This is a genomic window from Fluoribacter dumoffii NY 23 (genome assembly GCF_000236165.1).
Lineage (GTDB): Bacteria > Pseudomonadota > Gammaproteobacteria > Legionellales > Legionellaceae > Legionella > Legionella dumoffii.
The window spans coordinates 1,227,484-1,253,203 of sequence record NZ_CM001373.1 but is presented as its reverse complement, the minus strand read 5'-3'; the positions used below and the strand labels follow the sequence as shown (position 1 = coordinate 1,253,203).

Below are 25,720 nucleotides of genomic sequence, written 5' to 3'. Positions count from 1 at the left end.
TAGTATTATTACTTTGAAGTGATAAGGAGTTCTTGAATGAGTTTTTGTTTTAAAACTTCTTTTTCATCATTATTTAATGATTGATTTTTTTGATTGGTAATATAAAAAGTATCCTCTGCACGTTCTCCGGCCGTTACAATTTTTGCATTATGCAAGTGAATATTTAATGTAGAAAATACTCTGCCTATTGTTGCAAGTAACCCTGGCCTGTCTCCAGTGACGAGAAACAAACGAGTTTGATTATATGAGAGCTCATCATAGTAATGAATTTGAGTTTTGACGGTAAAATGCGCCAAGGCACGCGAGAGTCTTTTGCGAACAACAACGGGTAATTGATTCGCTTTTGCTAAGTGGGTGCATAAAGCCTGTTGAATATCATGCGAACGCTGATTATCAAAAAAAGCCTGATTCTGCTCATCTAAAATAATATAGGTGTCTAAATCATACTGATTATCACAGGTAAGAATCATCGCTTCTTGAATGGTGACGTTGTGATTACTTAAAACAGTAGTGGCAATAGCAAATCGGTCATCCCGATGAGGCATATAAATAAAAACTTCGGTTCCACCTTGACTGTGGTGGGGCATAATCATGACTAAAGGGAATTTGGTGCAAGCAAGAATTGCTTTTGTATGCCGTGCGATGACTTCGGGGGATTCATGTAAAAAATAGCGGTCTTTGAATTGTTCCCATAAATCTTCAACCGTTTTTGGTGCGAAACCTTCAGAACTTAATATGGATAAAGCATACTCCTTGCGTGCTTTAATGAGGGCATTTTCATCCATTAACTCTTGTTCTCGGTGTAACATATGTTTTGCTGCGCGATACAACTCTTTTAGCAGCGAGTCTTTCCATGAATTCCATAGGGTAGGGTTTGTTCCACAAATGTCTGCAACGGTCAGTAAATAGAGATAATCCAGGTAGCGGGGATGTGGTAAGAGTTGGCAAAAATTCTTTATGGTATTGGGATCATAAATATCCTGTCTTTGTGCTGTTTGTGACATAATGAGATGATTGCGTACCAGCCAAACTAGTAAATCACTATCTTCCTTTTCAAGCTTGTGGTTTTGTGCAAAACATGAGGCTTCAATTGCACCTAGTTCTGAATGATCACCACCTCTTCCTTTGGCAATATCATGAAATAATGCGCTTAGGTAGAGCAGTTCAGGTTTGTTTAGGGTGGACATGATTTGGACGCAGAGAGGAAATTGCTCTGCATATTTTTTTTCTCTAAAACGCGACAGGTTGCGGATAACAAATAAGGTGTGCTGATCAACTGTATATACATGAAATAAATCGTATTGCATTTGACCGGTGACCATGGCGAAACATTCCAGGTAATGGGCTAATACCCCATATCTGCTCATTCGATGCAAGGCTCTATAAGGGCCATGTGCAGTTTTAAGAATATTCATAAACAATTCAGTTGTTTCAGATGAGGCTTTAAAACGTTTATTTATCAGATAGAGTGACTCCCTGATTAATCGGATAGTATTTGCCCTGACTCCTTCAATATCAGGTCGTTTGGCAATCCAGAGAAACAATTTGAGAAGTGCTTGCGGTTGCTGGATGAATATGCGGGTATTTCTTACTTCAATGTAATTATTCGACAATTGAAATTCATTGTCCAAATGGAACAATTTTTGTTTTGGCGAGTGCGCGATAATTTCATCAAACCATTGCAGTAGCATCTCATTGAGCTCTCTATTTCGATTAATTACTTTAAAATAATCCTTCATAAATTGCTCTATGGCTAATGAATGGGGTTTGTCCCGGTAGCCAAAAAATTGGGCTAATTTTATTTGATAATCAAAAGACAGGCGTTCTTCGGCTTTTTCAGCCAATACATGCAAGGCAAACCGAACTCGCCATAGAAAATGCTGACAGTAGGTAAGCTTCTCATACTCTTTATCTGTAATGAATCCATAGCCTATGCCATCAGCTAATTTTTTTATGTTGAAATGGCGCTTGCCAATGCTGAGTAATATTTGTAAATCACGCAGCCCACCAGGGCCATATTTGACATTCGGTTCAAGGTTATAAGCTGTTTCTCCATATTTGGCGTCACGCTTTTTTTGCTCCTGGAGCTTGGCCAAGAAATAATCCTGGCTGGTCCACATATGCAAAGGATGGATTTGATAAATCAATTCTTCCATTAATGCGCCTCGACCGCATAGTAAAAACATATCCATAAGGCTGGAAACAACCGTTACATCCTGGCTTGCGAGTTCTGCGCAGGAAGAAACGCTGGTAATTTGATGACTTAAATCAAGGCCTACATCCCAACAATCCTGGATAAATTTTTGCGCACACAGCAATTGTGTTTTAGAAACGTTATCGGTATGTAATAACAAGATGTCGACATCGGAATAAAGCTGTAGCTCCCGACGGCCATAACTCCCAAGTGCGAGCAGACAAAAAACCTCATGGTCCAATTGATTTTTGATGAAGAGACTGATGACTAATTCATCGATAAAAGTTACTAATTTACGGATGATTGTGGTGATATTGGTTTTATAATTAAATTCTTCGCGCAGTTTTTCTTTAAATTGTTTCAGATTATTTTTAAGGTGTTGTAATTCAAATGTCATCCCTTTATTTTCTGAATTTTGCATCAGTGTAAAGGGATGAGATTTTGAATGTTTATTGTCGTTCTTCATTGCGCAGAGTCAGAATTTCTACACCATTATCGGTAACCAATAAGGTATGTTCCCATTGGGCTGAAAGGCTGTGATCTTTTGTTACCACGGTCCAATGATCAGGTAATAAGCGGGTGTGGTGTTTACCCACATTAATCATCGGCTCTATGGTAAACGTCATACCGGGTTCAAGCTTCATCCCGGTACCAGGAATCCCATAATGCAGCACCTGGGGATCTTCATGAAAAATACGTCCTATACCATGACCACAATAATCGCGAACAACAGAGCAACGATTTTTTTCTGCATGTTGCTGGATGGCATAACCTATATCACCTAAATGGACTCCAGGCTTGACCATGTCGATTCCTATAAATAAACATTCATGTGCTACCTGGACTACGTGTTTTGCTTTCACTGAAGGGGTGCCAATCATGAACATTTTGCTTGTATCACCGTGATATTCGTTTTTGATTACGGTAATGTCGATGTTAATAATATCACCGTCTTTCAAAACTTTTTTTCCTGGGATACCGTGACATACCACATGGTTTACCGAGGTGCATATAGACTTCGGGAAGCCGTTGTAATTTAAAGGAGCAGGAATGGCTTTCTGGGTATTCACAATATAGTCATGACAAATGGTATTGAGTTCATCAGTAGTGATACCTTCTTGTACATGAGGTCCTATCATCTCCAAAACTTCTGCGGCAAGCTTGCCAGCAACACGCATTTTTTCAATTTCATCAGGGGTTTTTATAGTAACTGCCATAAGGTGAATCCAAAAATGTTATTTGATTTTGTTTCAATATATATAAGTGTAGGCTAAATAAAGGCTGCATCTAACCATGTCTTTGAATGGAGGTAATCTTAACATAACTGATTATGTATGTCATTGAATCACCATTTCAGTAATGATGTGATGAGTCTTGATTCCTCGTTCGATTAGAGTTTGTTCAGTCTGCATACTGCGGCTTTTACGTGATATCTATCAACTCTGTTCATTAGTAAATTTCTTCATAGAGTTCTCTTCAAGTCTTAGATACAATTTGTTGCTCATGGTCTTGGCCAATTTTTGAAATGTATTTCACATCGAACTGCCTCAATCTATAATTCATGCTTCGTGGTAGACATATACATTATATTTTGGGCATGACTGTATTTTGGTGTTCCCAAGTTCTATTGATGCGATTTGATGCTGCAATAAATTATTTCTTAGCCATTACTATGTACTTTAGTTTTTTAAAGATATTAGATGATCGCAGTGTTGATTGCTTAGTCTATTTTCTTGAATTATAGTTAAATTTTAACAAGATATTATGGAAGAAGGTTATGGATGGGAATGATACAATGGGTAAATGTCCGGTAATGCATGGTGGTATTACTCCCTCAAAGAGAGCGAATACAGAGTGGTGGCCCAATAACTTAAACTTCGATATATTGCATCAGCATGATGCCAAAACGAACCCAATGGGGTTGAACTTCAATTATCGTGAAGAAGTAAAGAAGCTCGACTTTGCAGCACTAAAAAAAGATTTGCACCTTTTAATGACTGACAGTCAAGAATGGTGGCCTGCTGATTGGGGACACTATGGTGGTTTGATGATTCGCCTGTCCTGGCATGCAGCAGGTTCCTATCGCATGGCCGATGGACGTGGCGGTGCAGGAACAGGTAACCAGCGATTTGCACCTCTAAATTCTTGGCCTGATAATGTGAACTTGGACAAGGCTCGCCGCTTATTATGGCCTATCAAGAAAAAGTATGGTAACAAGCTCAGCTGGGCTGATTTGATCGCTTTAGCAGGTACCATCGCTTATGAGTCTATGGGACTTAAAACTTTTGGTTTTGCCTTTGGACGTGAAGATATTTGGCATCCTGAAAAAGACGTTTACTGGGGTTCTGAAAAAGAGTGGTTAGGCGCTTCGCGTTACAGTGACACAAACCGCGAATCTCTGGAAAATCCGCTAGCAGCCGTACAAATGGGATTAATTTATGTCAATCCGGAGGGGGTGGAGGGACATCCTGACCCTCTTCGAACAGCTCAGGACGTACGTGTGACCTTCAGACGGATGGCAATGAATGATGAAGAAACTGTCGCCCTTACAGCTGGAGGTCATACCGTTGGCAAATGTCATGGTAATGGTGATGTAAAGCTTTTGGGACCTGCTCCTGAGGCAGCACCTATTGAGGATCAGGGGCTTGGTTGGATTAACAAAACCACCAGAGGCATTGGTCGTAATACCGTATCAAGCGGTATTGAAGGCGCATGGACATCCCACCCAACGAAGTGGGACAATGGATATTTTCATTTGCTTCTTAATTATGAATGGGAACAGAAGAAGAGTCCCGCAGGCGCTCATCAATGGGAGCCGATTAATATCAAGGAAGAAGATAAACCGGTCGATGTTGAGGACCCATCCATTCGGTACAATCCAATCATGACCGATGCCGATATGGCTATTAAAATGGATCCCATATATCGCAAGATTGCTGAGCGCTTTTACAAAGATCCTGAGTATTTTTCAGAAGTGTTTGCTCGAGCCTGGTTCAAACTCACCCATCGTGATATGGGACCAAAGTCACGCTACATTGGTCCTGATGTTCCAAAAGAAGATTTGCTTTGGCAAGATCCCGTGCCTGCTGGTAAAAAAGATTATGATGTAGATGCTATCAAAAAGAAGATAGAGAATAGTTCACTCAGTATCAGTGAAATGGTTACAACTGCCTGGGATAGTGCCCGTACCTTCCGCGGTTCCGATATGCGCGGAGGAGCAAATGGAGCTCGGATCCGATTGACGCCACAAAAAGACTGGGAAGGTAATGAGCCGCAACGACTTGGAAAAGTACTGAAAGTACTCGAAGAGATTGCCACAGAATCCGTTGTTAGTGTGGCTGATGTGATTGTACTTGCAGGTAATGTTGGTATCGAAAAAGCGGCTAAAGCAGCTGGTTTTGATATTACGGTTCCCTTTGCTCCCGGACGAGGTGATGCAACGGATGAGATGACTGATGCGGCCTCATTTGCTGTGCTAGAACCGCTTTATGATGGTTATCGGAACTGGCTTAAGAATGACTACGCTGTCAGTGCAGAAGAACTCATGCTCGAACGCACGCAACTGATGGGACTCACAGCTCCAGAGATGACAGTTCTCGTTGGAGGCATGCGCATGTTAGGTACAAATTACGGCGGTACCAAACATGGTGTTTTTACCAATCACGAAGGCGCGCTAACCAATGACTTTTTTGTAAATCTTACTGATATGGCAAATATATGGTATCCAATAGGTACTAATTTGTACGAAATTCGGGACCGTAAAACGGGTAATCTTAAGTGGACTGCTACCCGGCTAGATCTTGTTTTCGGCTCTAATTCGATTCTTCGCGCCTACGCTGAAGTATATGCTCAGGATGATAACAAAGAAAAATTTCTGCGGGATTTTGTTGCTGCCTGGGTGAAGGTAATGAACGCCGATCGCTTTGATTTGTAACCACAAGCGTTGGTCAAGATGTGAATGATATGAGTACTCTTTTTTATAGATAGAAAAGAGTACTCATATCAAATCAGTAACTATGGGGGAGCTAAGATGATGAGTGAGCGAATGCCTATGATCTGTCCCCACGCTTATTCCATCAATAAGCTGGCTGGAAAGGAAGAATGAAGATCGCAATTGTGACAATGCTTGAAGAAGCTCTTTAGATGGAAAACAATCCAAAATCGAACTACATACTATCTACACAAACCATCACTCGTATTAATTTTTTTGTAGTGGTTGATTAGGCTGCAATCGAGTGAGCTTGCAAAATGATAGCTCCCTTAATTAGAGTCCGCAGCAGGTCTCCTTCTGAGTTGATAAGACCTTCCTTAAACTCAGGTTTTGAAAAAAACTAAAGCCACTTATTTTTTTAACTCAAATGTATATAATGACCGCAAACTTATAAAAACGAGCACAGGGACTTACCATGAAGCGTTATTATTTCAATAATTCAAAAAATTACATCGACACTCACGAGCAGCTTTCAAAGGAACAGCTCGAACAATTAACTGAAATTATGTATTTTTTCCCTCACAAGGATAAAGCCAATTGGCCAGAGCTGCTTATGTCATTTCAGCCAGAAAAATTTTCTCCTAAATTAGTCCATATGGCTGCTAACGCTTTTGATCACAATGGGTATACCATTCTTGGTTTGGCTTGCGAGTATGGCAAAGATATAGGCCTAATCCAAAGACTGATTGATATGGGTGCAAATCCGGATAAACCGGATCATAATATGAAAAAACTACCATTGCATCGCGCAATAAATAATCAACTGTCAAATTCTAACCGTAACTCTAGGGAAGCGGTGTCTGTCCTTGAATGTCTTCTTAAGAATGGGGCTACTACTCAAAATACTTGCTTTCAAAATAGAACACCTCTTTGTTTTGCACAATCTCAACAGTTTAATGCAGCAGCAAAACTCATAAAAGACCATATACGTTGTTCCAGAGATTATGGCAGGCTTCAAAAATTACTGCTTTCAGGAAATACGGATACAATAAAGCAAACGTTGAATCGCTCAAGGGGCTTAGGATTATTCATTACGTCATTGAAAGGTTGGTCACCTATATTTGCAGCCCTACACCAAAGTTATGCACACCCAAATACACTAGGTATCCTAACACTACTAAAAAAGTATCGTCTTGATTTCAATAGTACCTGTTATGTGAAAACCTATTCTGGTATACCGATTTATTGCGCGCTTAATCCTGTAGCTTATTTATTATTGCGTGGTGGTGACTCCAGACTAATTGGTTCACTAATTAAGCATGGGGCTGATCCTGAGCATTATTCCATAGCTATAGTCAAAAAAATTATTGAACTTAATCCCAATCATAAAGCATTTGATTATGAAGTTAAAAACGATAATAACCCATATGATGTGAATTCCAGAAAAATGCTCGCATTATTTGAATCACAAGTCGCCAAAGTTGATCAAGATATAAGCAACACCACATCTACCCGGTCACTGGAACTATCTGAAGCAAAAGTTGATAATCCAAGCGAAGATTTAAGTATGACCGATGAGGAATTGGCACGTAGTGTATTTGGTATGAGCTCGTTCACCTCAATTCGATACTCTTAATAATGAGGTATGGAGCTGACCCAATTGGCTGGGATGTAATGCCCAGCACCCAATTGAGAGTAATTGGAGTTTGCATGCATTAATCAAATCATTGGATGAGTTTTCATCGTCGCCATGCTTGCTTAATAAATATGGTCTACAGCAGGTGATAAATTCTGGTGCGATCTAACAGGTGTATCCTTCAGCACTTGTTATCTCAAAGCCAAAGCAGTGTGAATTTTTGTCTAGTTTGCCTGGCTGAAAGAAGCTCTGTTGTTTAGCCTACTGAATAAATTTGCTTGAGTTAAAATATTTGTTCATTTTATCTAATATCCGAAGGTTTTTTAAGTCACAGCGCAAGTTCCGAATCCTTAGACCGACTACTTGCAAAAAAATATCAAAAATTTATAATCCTGACAAAATAATCAGCATGTCGAGCAACTATGTTTACCAAATTATATTTTCCAAGTTTTTTTACTGCTCCTTATGAAAAAAACATTAGTAAAAAGCTTTCATCGAGTGACACGTTGGGGTGGGATAGAGATAAGTTTAAAGCTTTATTGAGATTAAAGAGTCATGCTTCAAAAATCACCTCAAGCCTAAGTGAATTAAAAGGGCTTATGCAACCAAGTCAAATTGATTCATTTTATCAATATCTTTCATTTGTAATGGAAAAAGCGATTTCCGAAAAGAGCTTTAACCCTGCCTTATACAGAAATGAATTAAACAATCGATTTTTACTTTTAAAAGACGAGGTAGGGGAATCTAAAAAAGTCGATAAGTTTTTCTCGGGTTGTAACATCTTCACGAATTCAATTGTTGCTACAACGGGAGTTTTAGGCGTTGCTTTATTTGGGGCAGCTGTATTTACAGGTCCATTGGGTATGGCTCTTTTAGCAGTAGGAATGACCATTTTGTCGGCACTGATAGCGACAATTGCAGCTTATAGTATTTATGTGGATGCTCGCTTTTTAGGTGATAAGCAACTTAGAGAAATTGAAGACGGCGTAACCTACTTAAGCAATTATTATCCCGAGGATTTACGATTCGCTCCTGAAGTTGAAGAAGATGCCTCTTGGTTGAGTTGTATGTAAAAGTGGTTCTTGGTTAGTGTTTCATGAGTGGCGAGCTCTCCGAATAAATAAGCACCATGGACGGTACTTGCATCGTTTGTAGAAGTTGCTTTTCCAGTAAAACAGATTGCCAGCCCAATGCTTAACGAATAATGTAACAATAATTTTATCAACATTGATCGATAAATCAGAATAATTGCCAAGAGTATATAGTAGACAATACTATTCATGAATTATTTTTCTAGCTTTGCAAATCCCAATTTATATTCAATTAAATAGATATATATTTTAGCCGGTTGATACTTCTATTATGATTGGAAACCCCCTGAAAATTTCTGCTTATTCATATGAAGCTTTCCCGGAGTTGCGGATACATCCAAATTCCTCAACAGCCATTGAACATGAATCAAAACGTTGTAAACTCATTTTTTCTTGCTATAAGAGCCGTTCTGATTAGTCAATGAATAAAATACTTCAATTTCTAATTTGACTATGTACTTGGGAGGACCCGACACGGTTCGTAGGGGGAGATGAAACGGCACTAGCCACTTAATTTTATAAATTCCCTCTGGGTACTATACTTTATTGAACTCGGCCGTTCATCGTTAAGGAAATAGAATGAAAGTAAACGCCACAGGTATTATTTTTATTTTATGTTTGATATTTTTGTCTCTTTTTGTTTTTAAGGGGCCTGGAGAGGGAGGCAATTACGGAGTGCTTTCTGCACATACCGGATATAACCCCAATACTGGATATAGGAATAATGTGAAACCAGAAAGTATATTATATGATGATAACCTGAATGATAATACCGATATGTATATTGGGGTAGCTGATGTATTATGATGTTCTCTGGGACAACAATAAAGATTGCAGTTCTGTCATGTGCTTTTCGGTTAATACTTGGGAATGAAAAATAAGATTATGAATAGAAAATTACATCAATGGGCCGTCATCGGAGCGGGGCCTGCTGGAATCGCGGCAGTCGGTAAATTATTGGATCACGGTATTTTGGCTGAAGATATTTTATGGTTTGATCCTTCTTTCAAAGTTGGAGATTTTGGACATTACTGGTCGAATGTCTCAAGTAATACAAAGGTAAAATTCTTTAAAGATTTTTTATTGGATGTGCGTTCTTTTCATTATCAGGAGGCGCCTGTTGATTTCCCGTTAAATCATTTACCTGTTAATGAAACCTGCACCTTAAGCTACATGGTTGAACCTTTACAGTGGATTACTGACTGTCTCTTACAAAAAATCCACTCGGTAAAAACCACTATTCGTAATATGTTTTTATCCAAAAGGCAATGGACTTTGAGTTCTGACTCAAAAACTTATTTGGCAAAAAATGTAATCTTGGCTACAGGGGCTTTACCATCGACACTCAATTATCCTGGTGTCAATGTCATTCCTTTTGATACAGCAATTGATAAGGAGAAACTGGCATCTGTTATTAAGCGAGATGAGACTTATGGTGTATTCGGCTCTTCCCATTCTGCCATTATAATTTTAAAACATCTTGTAGACTTGAATGTTAAAAAAATTATTAATTTTTATCGTTCACCTTGTTGTTATGCAGTTGAAATGGACGATTGGATACTTTTTGATAATACAGGTCTAAAAGGACAGAGTGCGGCCTGGGCTCGCGAACATATCGATGGTGTCTTACCTCCAAACCTGTTTCGTTGTAATGTGAGCGAGGCGAATATTGCCCGTTTTTTACCCGAGTGCGACCATGTAATTTATGCAGTGGGATTTGAACAACGTAAGAGTATTGTCATAGGGGACTATGAAAATGCGCGCCATAACCCCCATGTGGGTATCATAGGTCCAGGATTATTTGGCTTAGGTATTGCTTATCCAGAAACTAAAACAGATATTTATGGTAACTCCGAATCTCAGGTTGGCTTATGGAAGTTTATGGTGTACTTGAATAAAGTGATGCCTGTTTGGTTAAATTATCCTACTTAATTAAGATCCGAAGAATTAATGATGAACGGATTTCCAGAAAAGAAGACCTGATTCTCTCCCCATTTCTTCCATTTTTTCTTCGGAAGTTGAGCAAAATTTAAATCTCCAAGTGCTCGCTGTGGCGAGCATTTAAAATCTAAGCAGCTTATCCCTACCCATTTCGAAAAAAAATTTGTAAACTATGCCCGTTTTTTGCAGGAGAAAGCTATTAAATTTAAAATCAACCGTATAAGTTATTGTTCTAGTGAACTGATCACCTTTGTATGCAGTCTTTATTTTACCCTCGCCTGTAATTATTCTTTCTGGAATGAATTACTTCAGGGTAAAGAGTTAACGAGCCCCCATACCTGGTTTATTATTTTTTGCACAGCTACTGCAATAACCGGTTTGCATTGGTTTTTACTTCTTTTAGTAGTTAATCGTTGGACTTTTAAGTGGTTAACTATCAGTTTGTTACTGATTACTTCTCTTGCTGTCTACTTTATGAGTTCCTTTCATGTGTACATTGACCCCACCATGATTATCAATGTGGTGAGTACTGATTATCATGAAAGCGTCGAGTTCCTACAGTGGCGAATTCTTCCTTATTTTTTATTTTTAGGTGTACTTCCGTCTTTTTTCATTTGGTTTATTAAAATCAATAAAAGAGGGCTTGCTTCATACTGGGCAGGACGATTGGGTACAATCTTATTGTCATTATGCATGTTATTTGGAGGAACATGGGCAGTATTTCATGAATTAGGGCCCACACTTCGGGAAAAAAAACAAATTATCTATCTAATCACACCCTTAAATATGATTTCCTCTTCTACGAAAGCATACTGGAGAGCACAGCAGGCCAAGGTAGATAAAACAAAAATCAAAATTGGCACCGATGCGCATCAGCTTCCCAGGCCACAACACAGTAAACCTCGTGTAATTATTTTGGTTGTGGGTGAAACAGTCCGTGCCTTTAATTGGGGGCTAAATGGCTATCATCGACAAACAACTCCTGAGCTTGCCAAACACAAGGTAATTAATTTCAGTCAAGTTACGAGTTGCGGTACTACAACGGCGGTTTCATTACCCTGTATGTTTTCCCCCTATGGAATTCATAATTATAATAATAAAAAGATTAACCAAAGCGAATCGCTGCTCCATTTATTGGATCGTGCCAAAATTGCGGTAACATGGCGTGATAATCAATCAGGTTGTAAAGGGGTGTGCGAAGGGTTACCCTTTGAAAAACTAAACGTAGAGGCCTTATGTAAAAATGGCCGCTGTTTTGATGAAGTTCTTTTGCATCAACTCCAGGACCAAATTATCAGTAAAAAAGAGGACCAGCTCATTGTTTTACATATGCTTGGTAATCATGGACCGGCTTATTTTGAGCGTTACCCAAAACAATTTAAATATTGGACACCCACGTGTGATACCTCTGATCTGTCCACTTGTTCTCAAAAAGCCCTTGTGAATACTTATGACAATGCCATTTTATATACTGATTCGATATTGGCTCATGCCATTGATGTATTGGAGAACATTAAATCCCACGATACAGGTTTAATTTATGTATCAGACCATGGCGAGTCACTCGGAGAACGTAATTTATTCCTGCATGGGCTCCCCTATTTTATGGCCCCCGATGAGCAGACGAAAGTTCCCATGATCGTATGGTTATCACAGGGATTATCCAAACAATTGACGCTTAAGGAAACCTGTTTGCGTGACAAACAATCCTCTCCCATATCCCATGATTATCTATTTTCAACCCTGTTGTCATTCTTTGATGTGAAAACAAAAGAATACAATCCAAAATTTGATTTGACCCACCCATGCCGCACTATATGAAGGGAGCATAGGTTTGGTCATTCGAAAGGGTGGGGATGCTGTGAACTGGATTAGTGCAGAGTAATTCCGAGTGCAGGCAAGAATGTCAAATTACCAGATATTACTCCGGTTCCGGATTTTTCAGATGTGATCGGTAATGCCAAAACTTTGGAAAGATGAGACAACTGACTGTTACTCCAACAATGCATAAAATCCCGCCGGAAATTAAAGAAGCGGAAATGCTAAAAGTGGATGCAATAAATCCTGCACGTGTATCACCTAATTTGGGTCCGCTTAGATAACTGATCATTTCAATACCCGCTAATCTGCCTCGATATTCAGTTGGAATAGTATTGTTCCATAAGGTAGTTCGAAATATTCCGCTAATGGCATCAAAAGCGCCAGCAAGTGCTAAGAAAAACAGGACTAGCCAAAGCGAGCTTGATAAACCAAATCCAATGATTGTTGCTCCCCATAAAGCCGCAGCAATGGCAATTGCCTTGCCATCATGGTTGATCTTTGCTGTCCAGCCGCTGAAAAACGAAATAAATAGCGCTCCCACTGCGGGTGCGGAATAAAGTAATCCTAATGTTTTTGCGCCACCAAAAGATTGGGCCACAGCAGGAAGTAACGAGTTAGGCCATGCAAATACCATTGCAATAAAATCAACCATATAACTTCCCATTAACTCTTGTCGATTGTATGCAAAGGAAACTCCCTGTTTTAATGAAGACAAAATGGAAGGGTGTTCTTTTACTTCGGGCTTTGGAATGTTGTGAAGTTTAATTAAAGTGACCAAGGACATAGCAAAGGTTAGTAAATCAAGTAAATAAGTGATAACAATGCCGTATTGAGCAATGATAAGACCAGAAATGGCAGGGGCAATGATCATGCAAAAGCTGAATTTAAATGTGGCAAGCGCCCCCACACTTTTATAGTCATGAGGATTCACAATTTGCTGTGTAACGCTGTCAAAAGCAGGGCGGTGTAATCCGGTTATTCCAGACATGGCAGCTGAAATAATAAAAATGAGGGTGAGAGAGGGAGCGCTATGATATGAGTTCAGTGCAAGAAGACAACAGCCCCCAGCAAGGAGTAGTTCACTGATGATCAGTAATCCCCGGCGATTATATCGGTCAGCGAAAACCCCGCCAATTAATGCCGTAACTAATAGAGGTAACAATTGAACTAAACTCAATAAGCCAACCATGTACGTTGACTGCGTCATTTGATAAATTTGATAGGGTAATGCGACACTGCTGATCATAGTGCCAATAAAGGAAATAAATTGCCCAAAATAGAGTAATCTGAAGTCTCGGTTTTTTTTAAGAAGGGATAGGTCTAAAAAATTGCTCATGGTGAAAATCCAAAGGTGGGTAGGGCAGTAGTACAATAGTGAAACAAATTTTAAGCTTTTTAACGGATTCAGTATAGCGAAATTATACCGTGTATCCCTATAGAGCAAATTGCTGTTATAGAGAAGGGGCTCCCAACGTTTAATGGATCCAGCAGGTCATAGTTATTTGCTGTAGATTTTGGTAGAAAAAAATCGACAGCTCAAGACTTGGGTTATTTCTGCTCCCTTACGACACGAGGGGCGATACACCGGAGATGCTGTCTCGCTATGGAAATATTGTACAATATGAGCTAACTTTAATAGAATAGATGCCCCTGGTAATTTTCTCATTTTGCTTGGTATTCATTGATGAATAACTCAGACAGAAGGAGGCGTTAATTTTCAAGTAATGCGATGAATCATGGAGGATTATCAGCATGAAAAAAATAACTGATTACGATCAATTCAAGAGTATTCTTCCTTATTCCAGCGAAATGTTCGGTGTTTATCAACCCTTAATTGGCTGGAAATCAAAAAGAATATTGCAACGTATAGAAAAATCCGCGCAAGTACAAAATGAATTTTTACTTGATCAACTTATTAAACACTTTAATAGCGACACATCCATAACCGACATCGATTTACGAGGTTGCGAGCTGGGTAATCCTCATTTTAATCTGGGTGAGTTCTTACCTTCTGGTAAGTTGCTCAATCAACGTTCAATTTTGCTGCAAGAACTCCGTAAAAGATTACAAAAAAACACGGTTAAGAATGTCGATGAATGGCGCGAATTTATAGCGAACAACGATTTAAAAAAAATTCTTAATGAATATGTGTTTCGCTATTATAAAGAAGAGTTCCGTGAAAAATGTGGGCGGCTTACAACGTTAAGACCCAATCCAGCTGAGACAAATGAAGGTTTATTCCTGCGTGTTATGCAGCGTAAGGAAGAGCTTTATCAACAACTCGTTTCCCAATTAAAAACGGAATCGATCATTGCGCGGATCATCATTGAATTGGTCAACAGCCAATCTGTTGCTCCTTTGAATAAAATTTTCTATTCCAATGTAAACTATAACAGTAAAGAATCATTTTGGAGTATTGTGAAGAATTTTTCTGAGAACTTTAAAGATCCATATCTTACCTTTGATCCAAAAAAAGATATCAATAATGTTTCTTTATCACCTTTAGGAATTGTACATCTTTTTCGACAGTATTTTTTTGAATTTGATACATTTCTGGGCTCACCAACCGGCCATGTTTGGTTAGCTCCAGGCTCCACAGTAGAACTTATTGAAATCAGTACACGAAAAACGATTACCGAAAAAACCTATCAAACCGAATACGAATCAATTACTAAGATGGAAAAAAGCACTACAGAACAAGATGAAATCAGTGAAGCAGTAAAGCAAGATAATAAAAATGATTTAAAACTGGGTTTTACAACTACAGTAAATCAATCCTGGGGAACAGGCAGCGCTTCAGCTTCGGGTAGTCTAAATATGGATAGGACGCAACAGACGGCAAGAGAAACCACACATAAAAAAATGCGTGAACAAACGCAAAAACTTTCTTCAGAAATTCGGGAAAATTTCAAATCAACCTTTAAAACTATTACAGAAGAAACCAATACTTCAAGCAAGCGTTATGTGCTATCCAATAGCACCCCTGATTTGATTAATTATGAATTACGAAGAAAAATGCGGCAGGTAGGGGTTCAGGTTCAGGATATTGGCAGTTTTTTATGCTGGGAAACTTTTGTAGATGAACCTGGAGAAGATTTAGGTTTAGCCACTTTAGTGCATATAGCCAAGCCTGCGGATTTAATTCCCAAACCCGTGATAACAGAAACGGTCCCCCCACCGGATGTATCCACTAATTTTACTGTGCAGGCGGTCTGGAATTTTGGTGATAACAGAAAGCACAATCAGGATTTTCCAGAGTTAGGATTTGTTCCCCTGACTACCTTTCAGGTTCCAGCTCCGCCGGATGGTTTCGAGCTGCAAAAATCTAATTATCCCAATCGCTTTATTAATATTAAATACATTTCCCATAGTGGTGAAGACTCTGAAAATCAGGTTTGGGCTTTTAATGGTAAATTTACTCCTGACTATTCACAAATTGAAATTGGAGTCGTTACGGGTCCAGATGGATTGGAATGGGATGAGCGAATCGATTTTGTTGTTGGATGTACTCTTCTTTACACTGCTTCTGCAGCAAAACTTGCAGAAATAGCTGCAAGTAACGCTGCCAAGAAAGCTGCAGCCACTGAAATTGATACGGCCAATGCCGAGAAGACGAGACAAGCATTTTTAACTGCTGCTAAAGAACGCATTGAAATGGCCAGTAATATAACTAAACGTAAGTATGAGGATTTACGTGAGGAAGAGCGCATCATTGTCTATCGTCGTTTGATTAAATCATTGATGACGGATATTCATTATCAAGTAAAAACAGAACCTAAAACTTTGCATGTATTATCCGAATTAATCAATTCCATTTTTGATGTAAATAAAATGCTCTATTTTGTCGCTCCCGAATGGTGGAAGCCGCGTAAAAAATTCAGCCAATATTTAGGAGTAGGAGATTTTCAAAGTTTGACGGCAGATTCAGTGAATTGGTCAGATAATGTGGCAAGAGAAGATAATTATTTAATTACAGACAAGTCGCATCCTGCGCCAATGGGTAGCTCCCTCGGGTGGCTATTGCAATTGGATGGCGATAATTTGCGCAATGCGTTTCTCAATGCTCCGTGGGTTAAGGCCGTTATCCCCATTCGTCCTGGAAAAGAACGTGCAGCAATCAATTGGTTAAAGAATGTCAATGTGGAGGGGGCTGATGGATTGGATGCTGCGTATGCAGCTCCACAAGCAGAATTGGATGAAATTAAAGCCAAATTATTAGCCCTAGATCCAGGCGATGAGGTAGGCTCTCATCCCCAGGTTACCATTAATGATGCCATTCGTTTTTTGTGTACCCAGGTTGCACAAAAACATGAAGAATCCAATAAAACAGATCATTATCCAAAAGGGGCAGAAATCCATGACGATGATAAAGTTTCAGCAACTCCCATAGATAAAGTATACGAGTATGGTTTTTATCCTTTGCAAGGAAGTTTTCGTTATGATCCAAGCAACCCTGATCCGAATAACCCAGATAGAAATTTTCAGGTTTTCGATCAATGGGTTGAAATTTTGCCCACTGATCAGGTAGTCCCTGTCGAAGTTACTTATAATCCGCTCACTGGAAGACAGGAACCACCGGCATAAAAGGAATCCAATTATGGTCGGCCCAGTAGCACCTGCTGTTCGACAAATGGATAATTATGGAGCGGATGTCAGCAATGCTTTTGATAATGCTGAAAATGAGTTTTTTTCTTCCGGGAAACATTTTATTACAGATGGGGTAATTAATTTAATTTCAAAAACAGGGTTTTTTAGAGTGGATTCCTATGAAAATACTTCAGCGATTGACCGCCACTATGTTGTTTTTTTCTTTAACAAGAAAAATTACGATATGACCAAAAATCCAGAGGTATTTGAGGTGCATGGTACCCTTGGTCGACATTATATCGAAATTCATAGAAATCAGCCTAATATCACGGACTTCCCTATTGATAACGATCGCCCATTAAAAGCAGATAGCAATTATGTGATTTCAGTAGAAAGCGAATCTGCACTGGTTTGGAGTAATTCTACTAATAAGGTCACTCAACGAAAATATGCAGAGTATAAACCGGTTAATGAAAATACCCTTGTTGCTTTTACTGAAGAGTATGTAATTACTGACGCAGAAATTACTTTTAAGAATTGGAAAAACTCCCATTTACAGAATATATCCTCACGAGGCTTGGGCAGGCCTACACAGATTTTGTTGCATGAAACAGCAGGCATGCAAATGGATGTTTCGGCAGCGTTTAATGTGCCTGCCCATTTTTTAATTGGCAATATGAAAGATAATAAAGGGACTATTTTTCAAATGGTTGATATTGCCGCCAATGTGCCGCATGGAGAAATTACTAATGGCAGAGCAATTGGTATTGAATTTGTTAATGCTCCATTTGATATTTGGGAACAAGTTCGGGATCCTAACAACCCCCAAAGATCAATTGACAAAATACCCAGGGTCAAATCCAATTTTGGTTTAACTAACACTACGCAAGGCGTTTATCTCCATATAGAAAAAATAAATATCAAAGATGTGACCATTAACAAATCTGTGCAATTTATTCCCCTGGAATTTTCTGATGTCGAGGAAAATGGATTTTTTGAAATTAAAATTCCTGAAGAGAAATTATTAAATAAAACAGCTTTGTTGGCTTTTAAAATAAATGGCAGAAACATTGTGGCTGAGAATGATAAAATTGTAACAATTCAATACTGCAAACCTGCAAAATTCGAACATTTAAAATACCTGGTTGAACTTTTGTATGATAATAACTTAATTAAAGATGCAGATTTTGAAGATGGCGAATTTTGGAAGGGTGTATATTATGACCCAGATCAAGACAAAACTTTTTATATTTATCAAAAACTGTTTACCGAAACGGTAGCCACTACAGTAAATGCGGCGGGAAAAACAATCAAAAAAATAATCATGCATTTTATAATTAGTCTGTCAGAGCCCTGTATTTTTTCCCATGCCCAAATTGGTCATCACGTTGATGGATATTTACAAGGTTTGTACTTGTATCTAAGAATCTATGAAGAATTATCGATTAAGGCAACCTTACAATACATGATATTCTTTTTAACTTCGGAAAAAACAAATGCCGAGAAGATACCTCTTGAGCTAAACGAAGAGACCACCGTAACCAGGACATCGGAAATCAATCCGGCAACACAGGCAGAAAGCAATATTGATATTCAGTTTTCAACACCCGCAACCCCTGCAATTATTAGAATAAATAATTTTCTGGAAATTGACCTCCAAGCAGCAAAAACCATGTTCCCGGAGATAGGAAGTTGATGGGGAATAGAACTTATAGAACAAGCCAATCAGGCGACAGTTTTAGGCAGCACACAATACTTTTGACGAAGTACCGTTAATGGCAGTTCAGCAACTTCCCACAAAGACCAGTTAGGGGTAAACAGATTAACTTGCATTTGCGAACCACGATACCAAGCCTCCCAAAATGCTTCTGGATTCATTTTGCATCGTGATGCTCCTGCAAGATTATTGATTTTAATGCCCAGATAGAAAGAATAAAACACGGGGATAATATGCCCTTCCATTGCTTTTTTTTCAAGCATAGTTGCTGTAAAAGTAGAAACTAATAATTCGCCGAAAGGGGTGGTATTGTACCCGCTTAAAACATGCAGTGAATCATGAGGCATTATAAAGGCATAATTTACACCTTCTTCTTCTCCTGGAAAAAAGTAATTATTGTCTTTAAATTGTTTCCAAATACCATACCCAAAGGAGTCCTTCGGTAATTTCTGTAAACTCTCGTATCTATCTACTAAAGCAGGATCATGATGTTTGCCGCGATAAGGGAAGAGCCATTGCTCAATATCTTCTTCTCTTTGTAAATGAGGAAATAAGTCGAAACTTTCAAGATTTTTAAGGGATATGTCCTTAATAAGCCAATGGATGTCATTATCTAACGTTTTCTGTAATTGCAATAAATAATGAGGATAAAGATTGACTGCTTGAGCGTATTTAAACAAGAGATTAATTTTTTCAGGCTCGATTTCCCCGTCCATTAATGACGTCACAGTAAGAAGACGTAATGCATATTCAGCAATTTCATCTGAAGAAAAATAATTGGAAAATTGTTCAGGATTGATGAAAGGCAACGTATCTAAAATCAATTCATCCTGGTGGGTGAAAACATATTTATATAGTGCTTTAATCGACCTGGCCTGCATGTCACTTAAGGGGTGTTTTCCTTGGACAGTTGCAACATCGCGCACAGCTGCGAGAATAATATAAATTTGATCTAGATAGAATCTCACATGAATACCATCCTAAACCTATATAATTAATAGTAGAAAAAGAAAACGATTCTGTCTAAAATTTTCAGCATGGAGCTAAATACAGCACAATGAAGGTCATCGTATTAGCTAAATTTTGCCCGAATTAATCTTATTGTAATCCCGGCAAAACAATATTAATAATGGTTTCTACCCTCCTGGAGCAGCAATTAATCCCTCTTATCCTGTTGTCAGCATACCACAGGAAATACCGGTAACTGTTTTTCTTAAAAGAGGTAAATCTATTCTTTTCATGGCCTCAATCTGAATGAGATTTAAAGGATGAACGAGTGTTGATCTTAATTGGATACTTTCCCCAAGCCAAGGTTGGTGAAAACAAAAATCATTTTCACCTGTTATTTGATGGAAGAATAAGATGGTTGACTCGAGTTCTGATTGAAAGGGTGTGAGGTATTCATCGGATCCAGTTAATTGACATAAGTACTGCTCCCAAATCGGGAGGTACACTTTAGAAAGGGTGACTCCTAACTGTTTCACAAAGGCAGCGAAAAGAGAATTCTCGTTATAGATCATTTTAAGCTTATTTTTTCCAAGCGCATCTAATTCAAGCCAAGTGGAACCAATACCCCACCAAGTCGGGAAAAGAATTCGTGTTTGAGTCCAGCATAGAATCCAGGGAATTGCCCGCAGCTTTCTTTGATCAGGTCCTGATTTTCGTTTGGTTGGACGCGAACCAATTTTCAGCTCTGTCAAAAAGTGATAGGGCGAAGCACTTTCAATTGTAGGCCAAAACCATTCGCTGTTAATAAGTGCTTTATATTTCTGACTGACTGTGTGGGCAAATGATAAAAGTTCTTCGGGATAACCCTTGTCCGAATCATTGTTTTTTTCTGAATAAATGGCAAGAAATTTATCAATCTGACTTTTGAGGATGGAACTCGAACCAAATAGTCTTGCAACCATCTCTCCCTGAACCGTTGCTTTATAATGGGTCATCATATCTTTAGACCATGAAGCAGTCTGTTCTTTGATATCCCCGCCTCCTCGTTCAATACTGCCGCCTGAACCATGAAAAAATATAGGCCTAAGGTTCTTATTTTCCAGCGTGGACTGAATACTTTTTAAGCTTTTCGCAATCATGAGTCGGGAGGGCAGTACCCCATTTTCTTTAGACGAGTCGGAGTAACCCAGCATAACCTCATAGTATCCATCCCATAATTTAAGATGCTTTTGTCTGACATCCTCTGTGAGCGACTGACTTAAAATGGTATTGGCACTGGTGAGTGCAAGTTGATTTTCAAATAAGGGCACAACAGGCAGGGCGTAGTTCCTAAAAATTTTTTTGACCAGGCTAATTCCATTTTTTATATCCTCAGCTGATTCAACCATGCTGAGGATAAAGCCTCGTACATAATTTTTGGGATTAGTCCCACGGGTTATGGAATAGACTTGTTCGAGCATTTTGGTGATGGTTGTTTTCTCTATGCTTTTTAAACTTGTTTTCACAACGGCTGAATCTTCTCTGAGCTCTATCGGGATGACCAGAGCTGGATAGAGCCGAAAAATACTGGAGATCATTGAGAATTGCTCAGGGTTGAAATTTAAAAACTTTAAGGTGTTCCTCTGTGTATCCATAAGTTCTTTGGTGAATGCAGTTACTTTTTCATGATCCCCGGGTTTTATTTTCCTGAGATCGTGCCCTCTTTTAATGAGTTGCGTGATCTGATTGGTCAGGGGTTTATTTTCATTTAAGGCGGTTGAGAGCTTGATAATTTCCAATATTTCCTTCAAACCATCTTGGATGGAGGCAATAAAAAATGAGCGGGAAAGCTCAAGACATCTAACCATAATTTTTTCATTAACACCGGAGTGTCCATCTTTATCACCTCCCACCCAGGAGCGTAATTGAATGGGAATGCCTTTAGTTAAAAAGTGATGATAAAGTTTGATGTTGAGTGGACTGAGTGCGTACTGATAGATGTATTGAGCCTCTTCTTCTACACTTGGTTTTTTTTGATACGAAATATTGATCTGAAGCGAGGTTTTTAGCATGAGATCAAGATGAGCTTCATTCATCAGATAGGGAGATTTCAAAACTTCGCAGAGGTAGTCAGTAATTGCTTTGAAAAGGGTTAAAAATTCAGGGGTACGAGCTTCCGTGGGATGAGCGGTTAAGACATAATGAATCGCTTGAGGTTTGTCAGAATAAACTATCTCCTGTCTTTGATTGATACGAAAAATGCGGTAGGCATTTTCACAGGCGTTAATGAGTTCCAGCATAAGAGAAAAGCCATGAGCAATTTGATAAAGCTGATTTCTGTCTAGCTTGGAGAGTTCCGTTTGCAGACGAAGAAGGGCATTTCTAAGCACCAACGCCTCGCTTCCAATCGTCTCTTGCATGGAAAGACGAATTTGCTCAATTCGTTCAAATGTTTCTTTTCCATAGACTTCGTCGATGGCTTTCCCTAAACGGGTAAGGGACCAGAAAATCATACGGCTGAGTTCTCTTGGCAGATGAGAGACATTGTGTTGCATCGAAAACTCCGATTTCTATGAAGATGTCTGGAACATACACTATTACTCGTGATTTAACCCGATATAAACATTTTTTATACCAGCTTTTCAGCTGATTCTCAAATGATTCTGGTGTTAAGAATATGTTCGTTCAAGGGCTGAATAGAGTTACTTCAGTACTGTGGATTACGTGCATATTTGAGACATATCATTTATCAAAAACAGTCCTATTGGTTAACCTCAATTGAGTCTCACTCCAATAACAAGTAACGACATAAGTAGACAGTGTGGATGCATTGGAAGCACACCCGAAAAAGGATTTAAATGCCCTTAAATTTTGAAAGTTAATCCTCGCATTCTTACTACATTTAATATAGGATTAAATAAGGTATCTTATTGTAATATAGGGAATTATGGCAATTATACGACGCGATCCCAAATCAAAAGCCTCACGAAGAGTTTCGCTTGCTAGTTTTATTGGAACTACTATTGAGTGGTATGACTTTTATCTTTTTGGAACTGCATCAGCTTTATTTTTTAACACACTTTTTTTCCCTAAAATTAGCCCTGTCGCAGGAATTATGGCTGCATATGCAACTTATGCAGTTGGATTTTTTGCCAGACCATTAGGAGGAGTTATTTTTGGTCATTTTGGGGACAAAATTAGTAGAAAGAGTATGCTGGTAATCACTCTTTGCCTGATGGGACTTTCAACTTTTTTGATTGGATTACTTCCAACCTATGACACAATAGGGATATTTGCCCCCATCTTGCTTGTCATTTTGCGATGTATCCAAGGAATTGCTGTTGGAGGGGAGTGGGCCGGCGCAGTAGTGTTGTCTGCCGAGATTAGTCGAGAAAAGGAAAGAGGGTTTTATTCGAGCTGGCCGAATTCAGGGGCGCCATTTGGTCTGGTACTCTCTATCGGGATATTTCTATTTTTCTCCAATATGCCTAATGAGCAGTTTTTAACTTGGGGATGGCGCGTTCCTTTTCTACTTAGTTTTTTTGTCGTTCTCGTCGGGCTATATATGCGTTTGCATATTATGGAGAGTAAAGCGTTTTAAACGCAACAAAAAATAAACGTCCACCCAAAATTCCTGCATTGGAAATGCTGCAATCTCATTTAAAAAATTTTCTTTTGGCAGTTGGCGCCCGCTTAATTGAAAGTTCCTCATTCTATATCTTAACGGTTTTTGTATTAAGTTATGGAACATTTAATCTGCATTTATCAAAAACACTTTTACTCTATGCAGTCATGTCGGGGGCTATCTTTGAAGTGCTCCTGATTCCTTATTTTGGCATGCTCTCCGATCTCATTGGACGACGGCCGGTTTACATCGCCGGGTCTTTGCTGATGGGGATATTTGCATTTCCATTTTTCTGGTTACTGCAAACAAAAAATCCACAGTTGATATTTTTTGCGGTAATGTTTGGCATGTGCGTTCCTCATGCAATGATGCATGGAGCTCAAGCTGCTTTTTATTCAGAACTCTTTAAAACGCGAATTCGCTACAGCGGAACAGCAATTGCCTATCACCTCTCCGCGGCATTATCCGGAGGATTAACTCCATTAATTGCTACAGGTTTGGTAGAGTGGGCGCATGATAAAACCTGGCCAGTGTCTGTCTATCTCATTATCATGGCAATAATTACCATCATTTGTCTTTACATGGCTACAGAAAAGGCACAAAAAAGTATTTCCTGACAGGAGTTAACCTGAGATGTTTACAGTCTCAGGTTAATTTTTTTCTTTATTGATATTAACTTTTGAGCCTTTTTTCTTTGGGGGGTAAACATCCGCCAAGGATACAGAGGTGCCATGTTCTGAGACAATGCGTGCATGATGTCTTCTTAATTCCCGAGGTTCCTTTACGCCGCAAGAGTGACAGATAACACCTACTTCATAGCTAAGGTTTTTAACATAGTAATAAACACGATCGGCTTTATTTTTGGGGTTTAATCCCCTAACTAACCATTTATTATGAGTTGTAATTCCGGTTGGACAAGTGTTTTTGTGGCATTTCAGAGCTTGGACGCAACCGAGAGCAAACATAAACCCACGCGCTGAATTGACAAAATCTGCTCCCACACAAAGTGCCCATGCTACTCTTCCGGGAGTAATTAATTTTCCAGACGCAATGATTTTGATTCGCTCACGTAAATCATACTCTATTAGTTTATCCACCAGAACCGGAAGGCTCTCTGTTAGAGGTAATCCCATATAATCGGCCAGCGTTAAGGGAGCAGCTCCTGTTCCTCCTTCCGCCCCATCAAGAGTTATAAAATCAGGTGCGTATTCAACACCTCTTTTGAGGATTTCCTGACACAATTCATCCAGCCATTCATAATTACCAAGAACTATTTTAAATCCTGTTGGTTTACCGGTTATCTCTCTTATATGGTGAATTAGGTTAAGTAATTCAAACGAATTCGAAATTTCAGGGAAACGGTTTGGACTAACTGAATCCTTATAAGGTTTAATTCCCCGAATTTCAGCAATCTCTTTCGTTACTTTAACTCCAGGTAATAATCCTCCTTTCCCAGGTTTCGCTCCTTGGCTTAATTTGATTTCAAACATTTTAACTTGGGGGTGTGCCGCTGCTTTTTTTAATTTCTCATCGGATAAATTTCCATATTCATCCTGATACCCATATTTTGCTGTACCTATTTGAGCAACCACATCACATTCTCCTGCCAAATGATAAGATGATAATCCACCCTCACCAGTATTTAGCCAACAACCTGCTTTCTTTGCTCCATAAGATAAAGCAAGAATTGCATTCGGGGAGATGGACCCATGGCTCATTGCTGAAATATTTATTAACGAGTTGGTTGTGTAGGGATGTCTGCAATGCTGGCCGATTGTAACTGCGTGTGCTTTGACCACATCCCTTTTAATGACAGGGAAAGGGGAGTCAACAAAATAAATAGTATTCACAGGCCTTCTATCGCGAGTAGAACCAAATCCTATTGTGGTGTCTATATTTTTGCTTGCTTCATAAATCCAGGTGCGTTCTGTGCGATTAAACGGCAGCTCCTCCCGGTCGCGTGCATAAAAATATTGTCGTAAATATACGCCCAAAAACTCAGCAAAATAGCGTACATAACCAATAAGAGGAAAATTCCTTAATATGGTATGTTCTTTTTGAAGTATATTCCAAAGGGTAATAATAAAGGCTAATACAAAAATAATAACGAATAGTACTTCTATTAAACTTAAGGAATGAAAATAATTTTCTTTCATAATTAGCGTCCTGGCTAAAAACCAAACCAGAATACACTAGATGGGTATTTTTCAGCAACCGTATTGTCGCTACTTAAGTTGATTCAATTTAATT

General features: G+C 38.9%; 16 protein-coding genes. 10 read left to right on the top strand and 6 right to left on the bottom strand.

Annotated elements, in window-relative coordinates:
- Positions 1-8 precede the first annotated feature (8 nt).
- Both glnD and map read right to left on the bottom strand, forming a co-directional pair.
- Entirely contained in the window at positions 9-2,591 is a 2,583-nt protein-coding gene (gene glnD, locus KYQ_RS05715; RefSeq protein ID WP_029488999.1) for a [protein-PII] uridylyltransferase, read from the bottom strand.
- 52 nt (positions 2,592-2,643) lie between these two features.
- Complete coding sequence (gene map / locus KYQ_RS05710) at positions 2,644-3,411, bottom strand: type I methionyl aminopeptidase (protein WP_010653524.1); 768 nt, start codon at positions 3,409-3,411, stop codon at positions 2,644-2,646.
- Between the two features lie 560 nt (positions 3,412-3,971).
- On the opposite strand from map, the gene katG reads away from it, so the two are divergent.
- From katG to KYQ_RS05675, 6 genes are all read left to right on the top strand, one after another.
- Complete coding sequence (gene katG / locus KYQ_RS05705; protein ID WP_010653525.1) at positions 3,972-6,128, top strand: catalase/peroxidase HPI; 2,157 nt, start codon at positions 3,972-3,974, stop codon at positions 6,126-6,128.
- Positions 6,129-6,600: 472 nt separating this feature from the next.
- Positions 6,601-7,761 carry an ankyrin repeat domain-containing protein gene (locus tag KYQ_RS05700; protein ID WP_010653526.1) on the top strand — a complete coding sequence of 387 codons (1,161 nt, stop codon included), beginning with the start codon at positions 6,601-6,603 and terminating at the stop codon, positions 7,759-7,761.
- 422 nt (positions 7,762-8,183) lie between these two features.
- On the top strand, positions 8,184-8,834 hold the full coding sequence (locus KYQ_RS05690; RefSeq protein ID WP_010653527.1) for a hypothetical protein: 651 nt from the start codon (positions 8,184-8,186) through the stop codon (positions 8,832-8,834).
- Positions 8,835-9,431: 597 nt separating this feature from the next.
- Positions 9,432-9,659, top strand: coding sequence for a hypothetical protein (locus tag KYQ_RS05685; protein WP_010653529.1), 228 nt, complete (start codon positions 9,432-9,434; stop codon positions 9,657-9,659).
- Between the two features lie 78 nt (positions 9,660-9,737).
- Positions 9,738-10,784, top strand: a complete 1,047-nt coding sequence (locus KYQ_RS05680) for an FAD-dependent oxidoreductase (RefSeq protein WP_010653530.1) — start codon at positions 9,738-9,740, stop codon at positions 10,782-10,784.
- 192 nt (positions 10,785-10,976) lie between these two features.
- Positions 10,977-12,614 carry a phosphoethanolamine transferase gene (locus KYQ_RS05675; RefSeq protein WP_010653531.1) on the top strand — a complete coding sequence of 546 codons (1,638 nt, stop codon included), beginning with the start codon at positions 10,977-10,979 and terminating at the stop codon, positions 12,612-12,614.
- Positions 12,615-12,714: 100 nt separating this feature from the next.
- Here the strand turns inward: KYQ_RS05675 and KYQ_RS05670 are convergent, their stop codons facing one another.
- Positions 12,715-13,950, bottom strand: a complete 1,236-nt coding sequence (locus KYQ_RS05670) for an MFS transporter (protein ID WP_010653532.1) — start codon at positions 13,948-13,950, stop codon at positions 12,715-12,717.
- Between the two features lie 416 nt (positions 13,951-14,366).
- Between KYQ_RS05670 and KYQ_RS05665 the strand changes: the two genes are divergently transcribed.
- Both KYQ_RS05665 and KYQ_RS05660 read left to right on the top strand, forming a co-directional pair.
- Positions 14,367-17,198: a hypothetical protein gene (locus KYQ_RS05665; protein ID WP_010653533.1), complete on the top strand. Its 2,832-nt coding sequence runs from the start codon at positions 14,367-14,369 to the stop codon at positions 17,196-17,198.
- Between the two features lie 13 nt (positions 17,199-17,211).
- Complete coding sequence (locus tag KYQ_RS05660; RefSeq protein ID WP_010653534.1) at positions 17,212-18,897, top strand: peptidoglycan recognition protein family protein; 1,686 nt, start codon at positions 17,212-17,214, stop codon at positions 18,895-18,897.
- 29 nt (positions 18,898-18,926) lie between these two features.
- On the opposite strand, the gene KYQ_RS05655 is transcribed toward KYQ_RS05660, so the two are convergent.
- Both KYQ_RS05655 and KYQ_RS05650 read right to left on the bottom strand, forming a co-directional pair.
- Positions 18,927-19,886: a hypothetical protein gene (locus KYQ_RS05655; protein WP_010653535.1), complete on the bottom strand. Its 960-nt coding sequence runs from the start codon at positions 19,884-19,886 to the stop codon at positions 18,927-18,929.
- A gap of 198 nt (positions 19,887-20,084) precedes the next feature.
- The gene (locus KYQ_RS05650; RefSeq protein WP_010653536.1) at positions 20,085-22,400 is read right to left on the bottom strand and encodes a phosphoenolpyruvate carboxylase; all 2,316 of its coding nucleotides are present in this window, start codon (positions 22,398-22,400) and stop codon (positions 20,085-20,087) included.
- Between the two features lie 392 nt (positions 22,401-22,792).
- Between KYQ_RS05650 and KYQ_RS19460 the strand changes: the two genes are divergently transcribed.
- Entirely contained in the window at positions 22,793-23,446 is a 654-nt protein-coding gene (locus tag KYQ_RS19460) for an MFS transporter (RefSeq protein ID WP_231294613.1), read from the top strand.
- Positions 23,447-23,490: 44 nt separating this feature from the next.
- Entirely contained in the window at positions 23,491-24,087 is a 597-nt protein-coding gene (locus KYQ_RS19455; RefSeq protein WP_231294611.1) for an MFS transporter, read from the top strand.
- Between the two features lie 33 nt (positions 24,088-24,120).
- On the opposite strand, the gene KYQ_RS05640 is transcribed toward KYQ_RS19455, so the two are convergent.
- Positions 24,121-25,626 (bottom strand): FMN-binding glutamate synthase family protein, encoded by a 1,506-nt coding sequence (locus KYQ_RS05640; protein ID WP_010653538.1) that lies wholly within the window; start codon positions 25,624-25,626, stop codon positions 24,121-24,123.
- Between the last annotated feature and the right edge of the window lie 94 nt (positions 25,627-25,720).

What these genes read in the sequence shown, in the direction of transcription:
- glnD (WP_029488999.1), bottom strand. Translation starts at nt 2,591, where the DNA reads ATGACATTTGAATTACAACACCTTAAAAATAATCTGAAACAATTTAAA.
- map (WP_010653524.1), bottom strand. Translation starts at nt 3,411, where the DNA reads ATGGCAGTTACTATAAAAACCCCTGATGAAATTGAAAAAATGCGTGTT.
- katG (WP_010653525.1), top strand. Translation starts at nt 3,972, where the DNA reads ATGGATGGGAATGATACAATGGGTAAATGTCCGGTAATGCATGGTGGT.
- KYQ_RS05700 (WP_010653526.1), top strand. Translation starts at nt 6,601, where the DNA reads ATGAAGCGTTATTATTTCAATAATTCAAAAAATTACATCGACACTCAC.
- KYQ_RS05690 (WP_010653527.1), top strand. Translation starts at nt 8,184, where the DNA reads ATGTTTACCAAATTATATTTTCCAAGTTTTTTTACTGCTCCTTATGAA.
- KYQ_RS05685 (WP_010653529.1), top strand. Translation starts at nt 9,432, where the DNA reads ATGAAAGTAAACGCCACAGGTATTATTTTTATTTTATGTTTGATATTT.
- KYQ_RS05680 (WP_010653530.1), top strand. Translation starts at nt 9,738, where the DNA reads ATGAATAGAAAATTACATCAATGGGCCGTCATCGGAGCGGGGCCTGCT.
- KYQ_RS05670 (WP_010653532.1), bottom strand. Translation starts at nt 13,950, where the DNA reads ATGAGCAATTTTTTAGACCTATCCCTTCTTAAAAAAAACCGAGACTTC.
- KYQ_RS05665 (WP_010653533.1), top strand. Translation starts at nt 14,367, where the DNA reads ATGAAAAAAATAACTGATTACGATCAATTCAAGAGTATTCTTCCTTAT.
- KYQ_RS05660 (WP_010653534.1), top strand. Translation starts at nt 17,212, where the DNA reads ATGGTCGGCCCAGTAGCACCTGCTGTTCGACAAATGGATAATTATGGA.
- KYQ_RS05650 (WP_010653536.1), bottom strand. Translation starts at nt 22,400, where the DNA reads ATGCAACACAATGTCTCTCATCTGCCAAGAGAACTCAGCCGTATGATT.
- KYQ_RS19460 (WP_231294613.1), top strand. Translation starts at nt 22,793, where the DNA reads ATGGCAATTATACGACGCGATCCCAAATCAAAAGCCTCACGAAGAGTT.
- KYQ_RS19455 (WP_231294611.1), top strand. Translation starts at nt 23,491, where the DNA reads ATGCTGCAATCTCATTTAAAAAATTTTCTTTTGGCAGTTGGCGCCCGC.
- KYQ_RS05640 (WP_010653538.1), bottom strand. Translation starts at nt 25,626, where the DNA reads ATGAAAGAAAATTATTTTCATTCCTTAAGTTTAATAGAAGTACTATTC.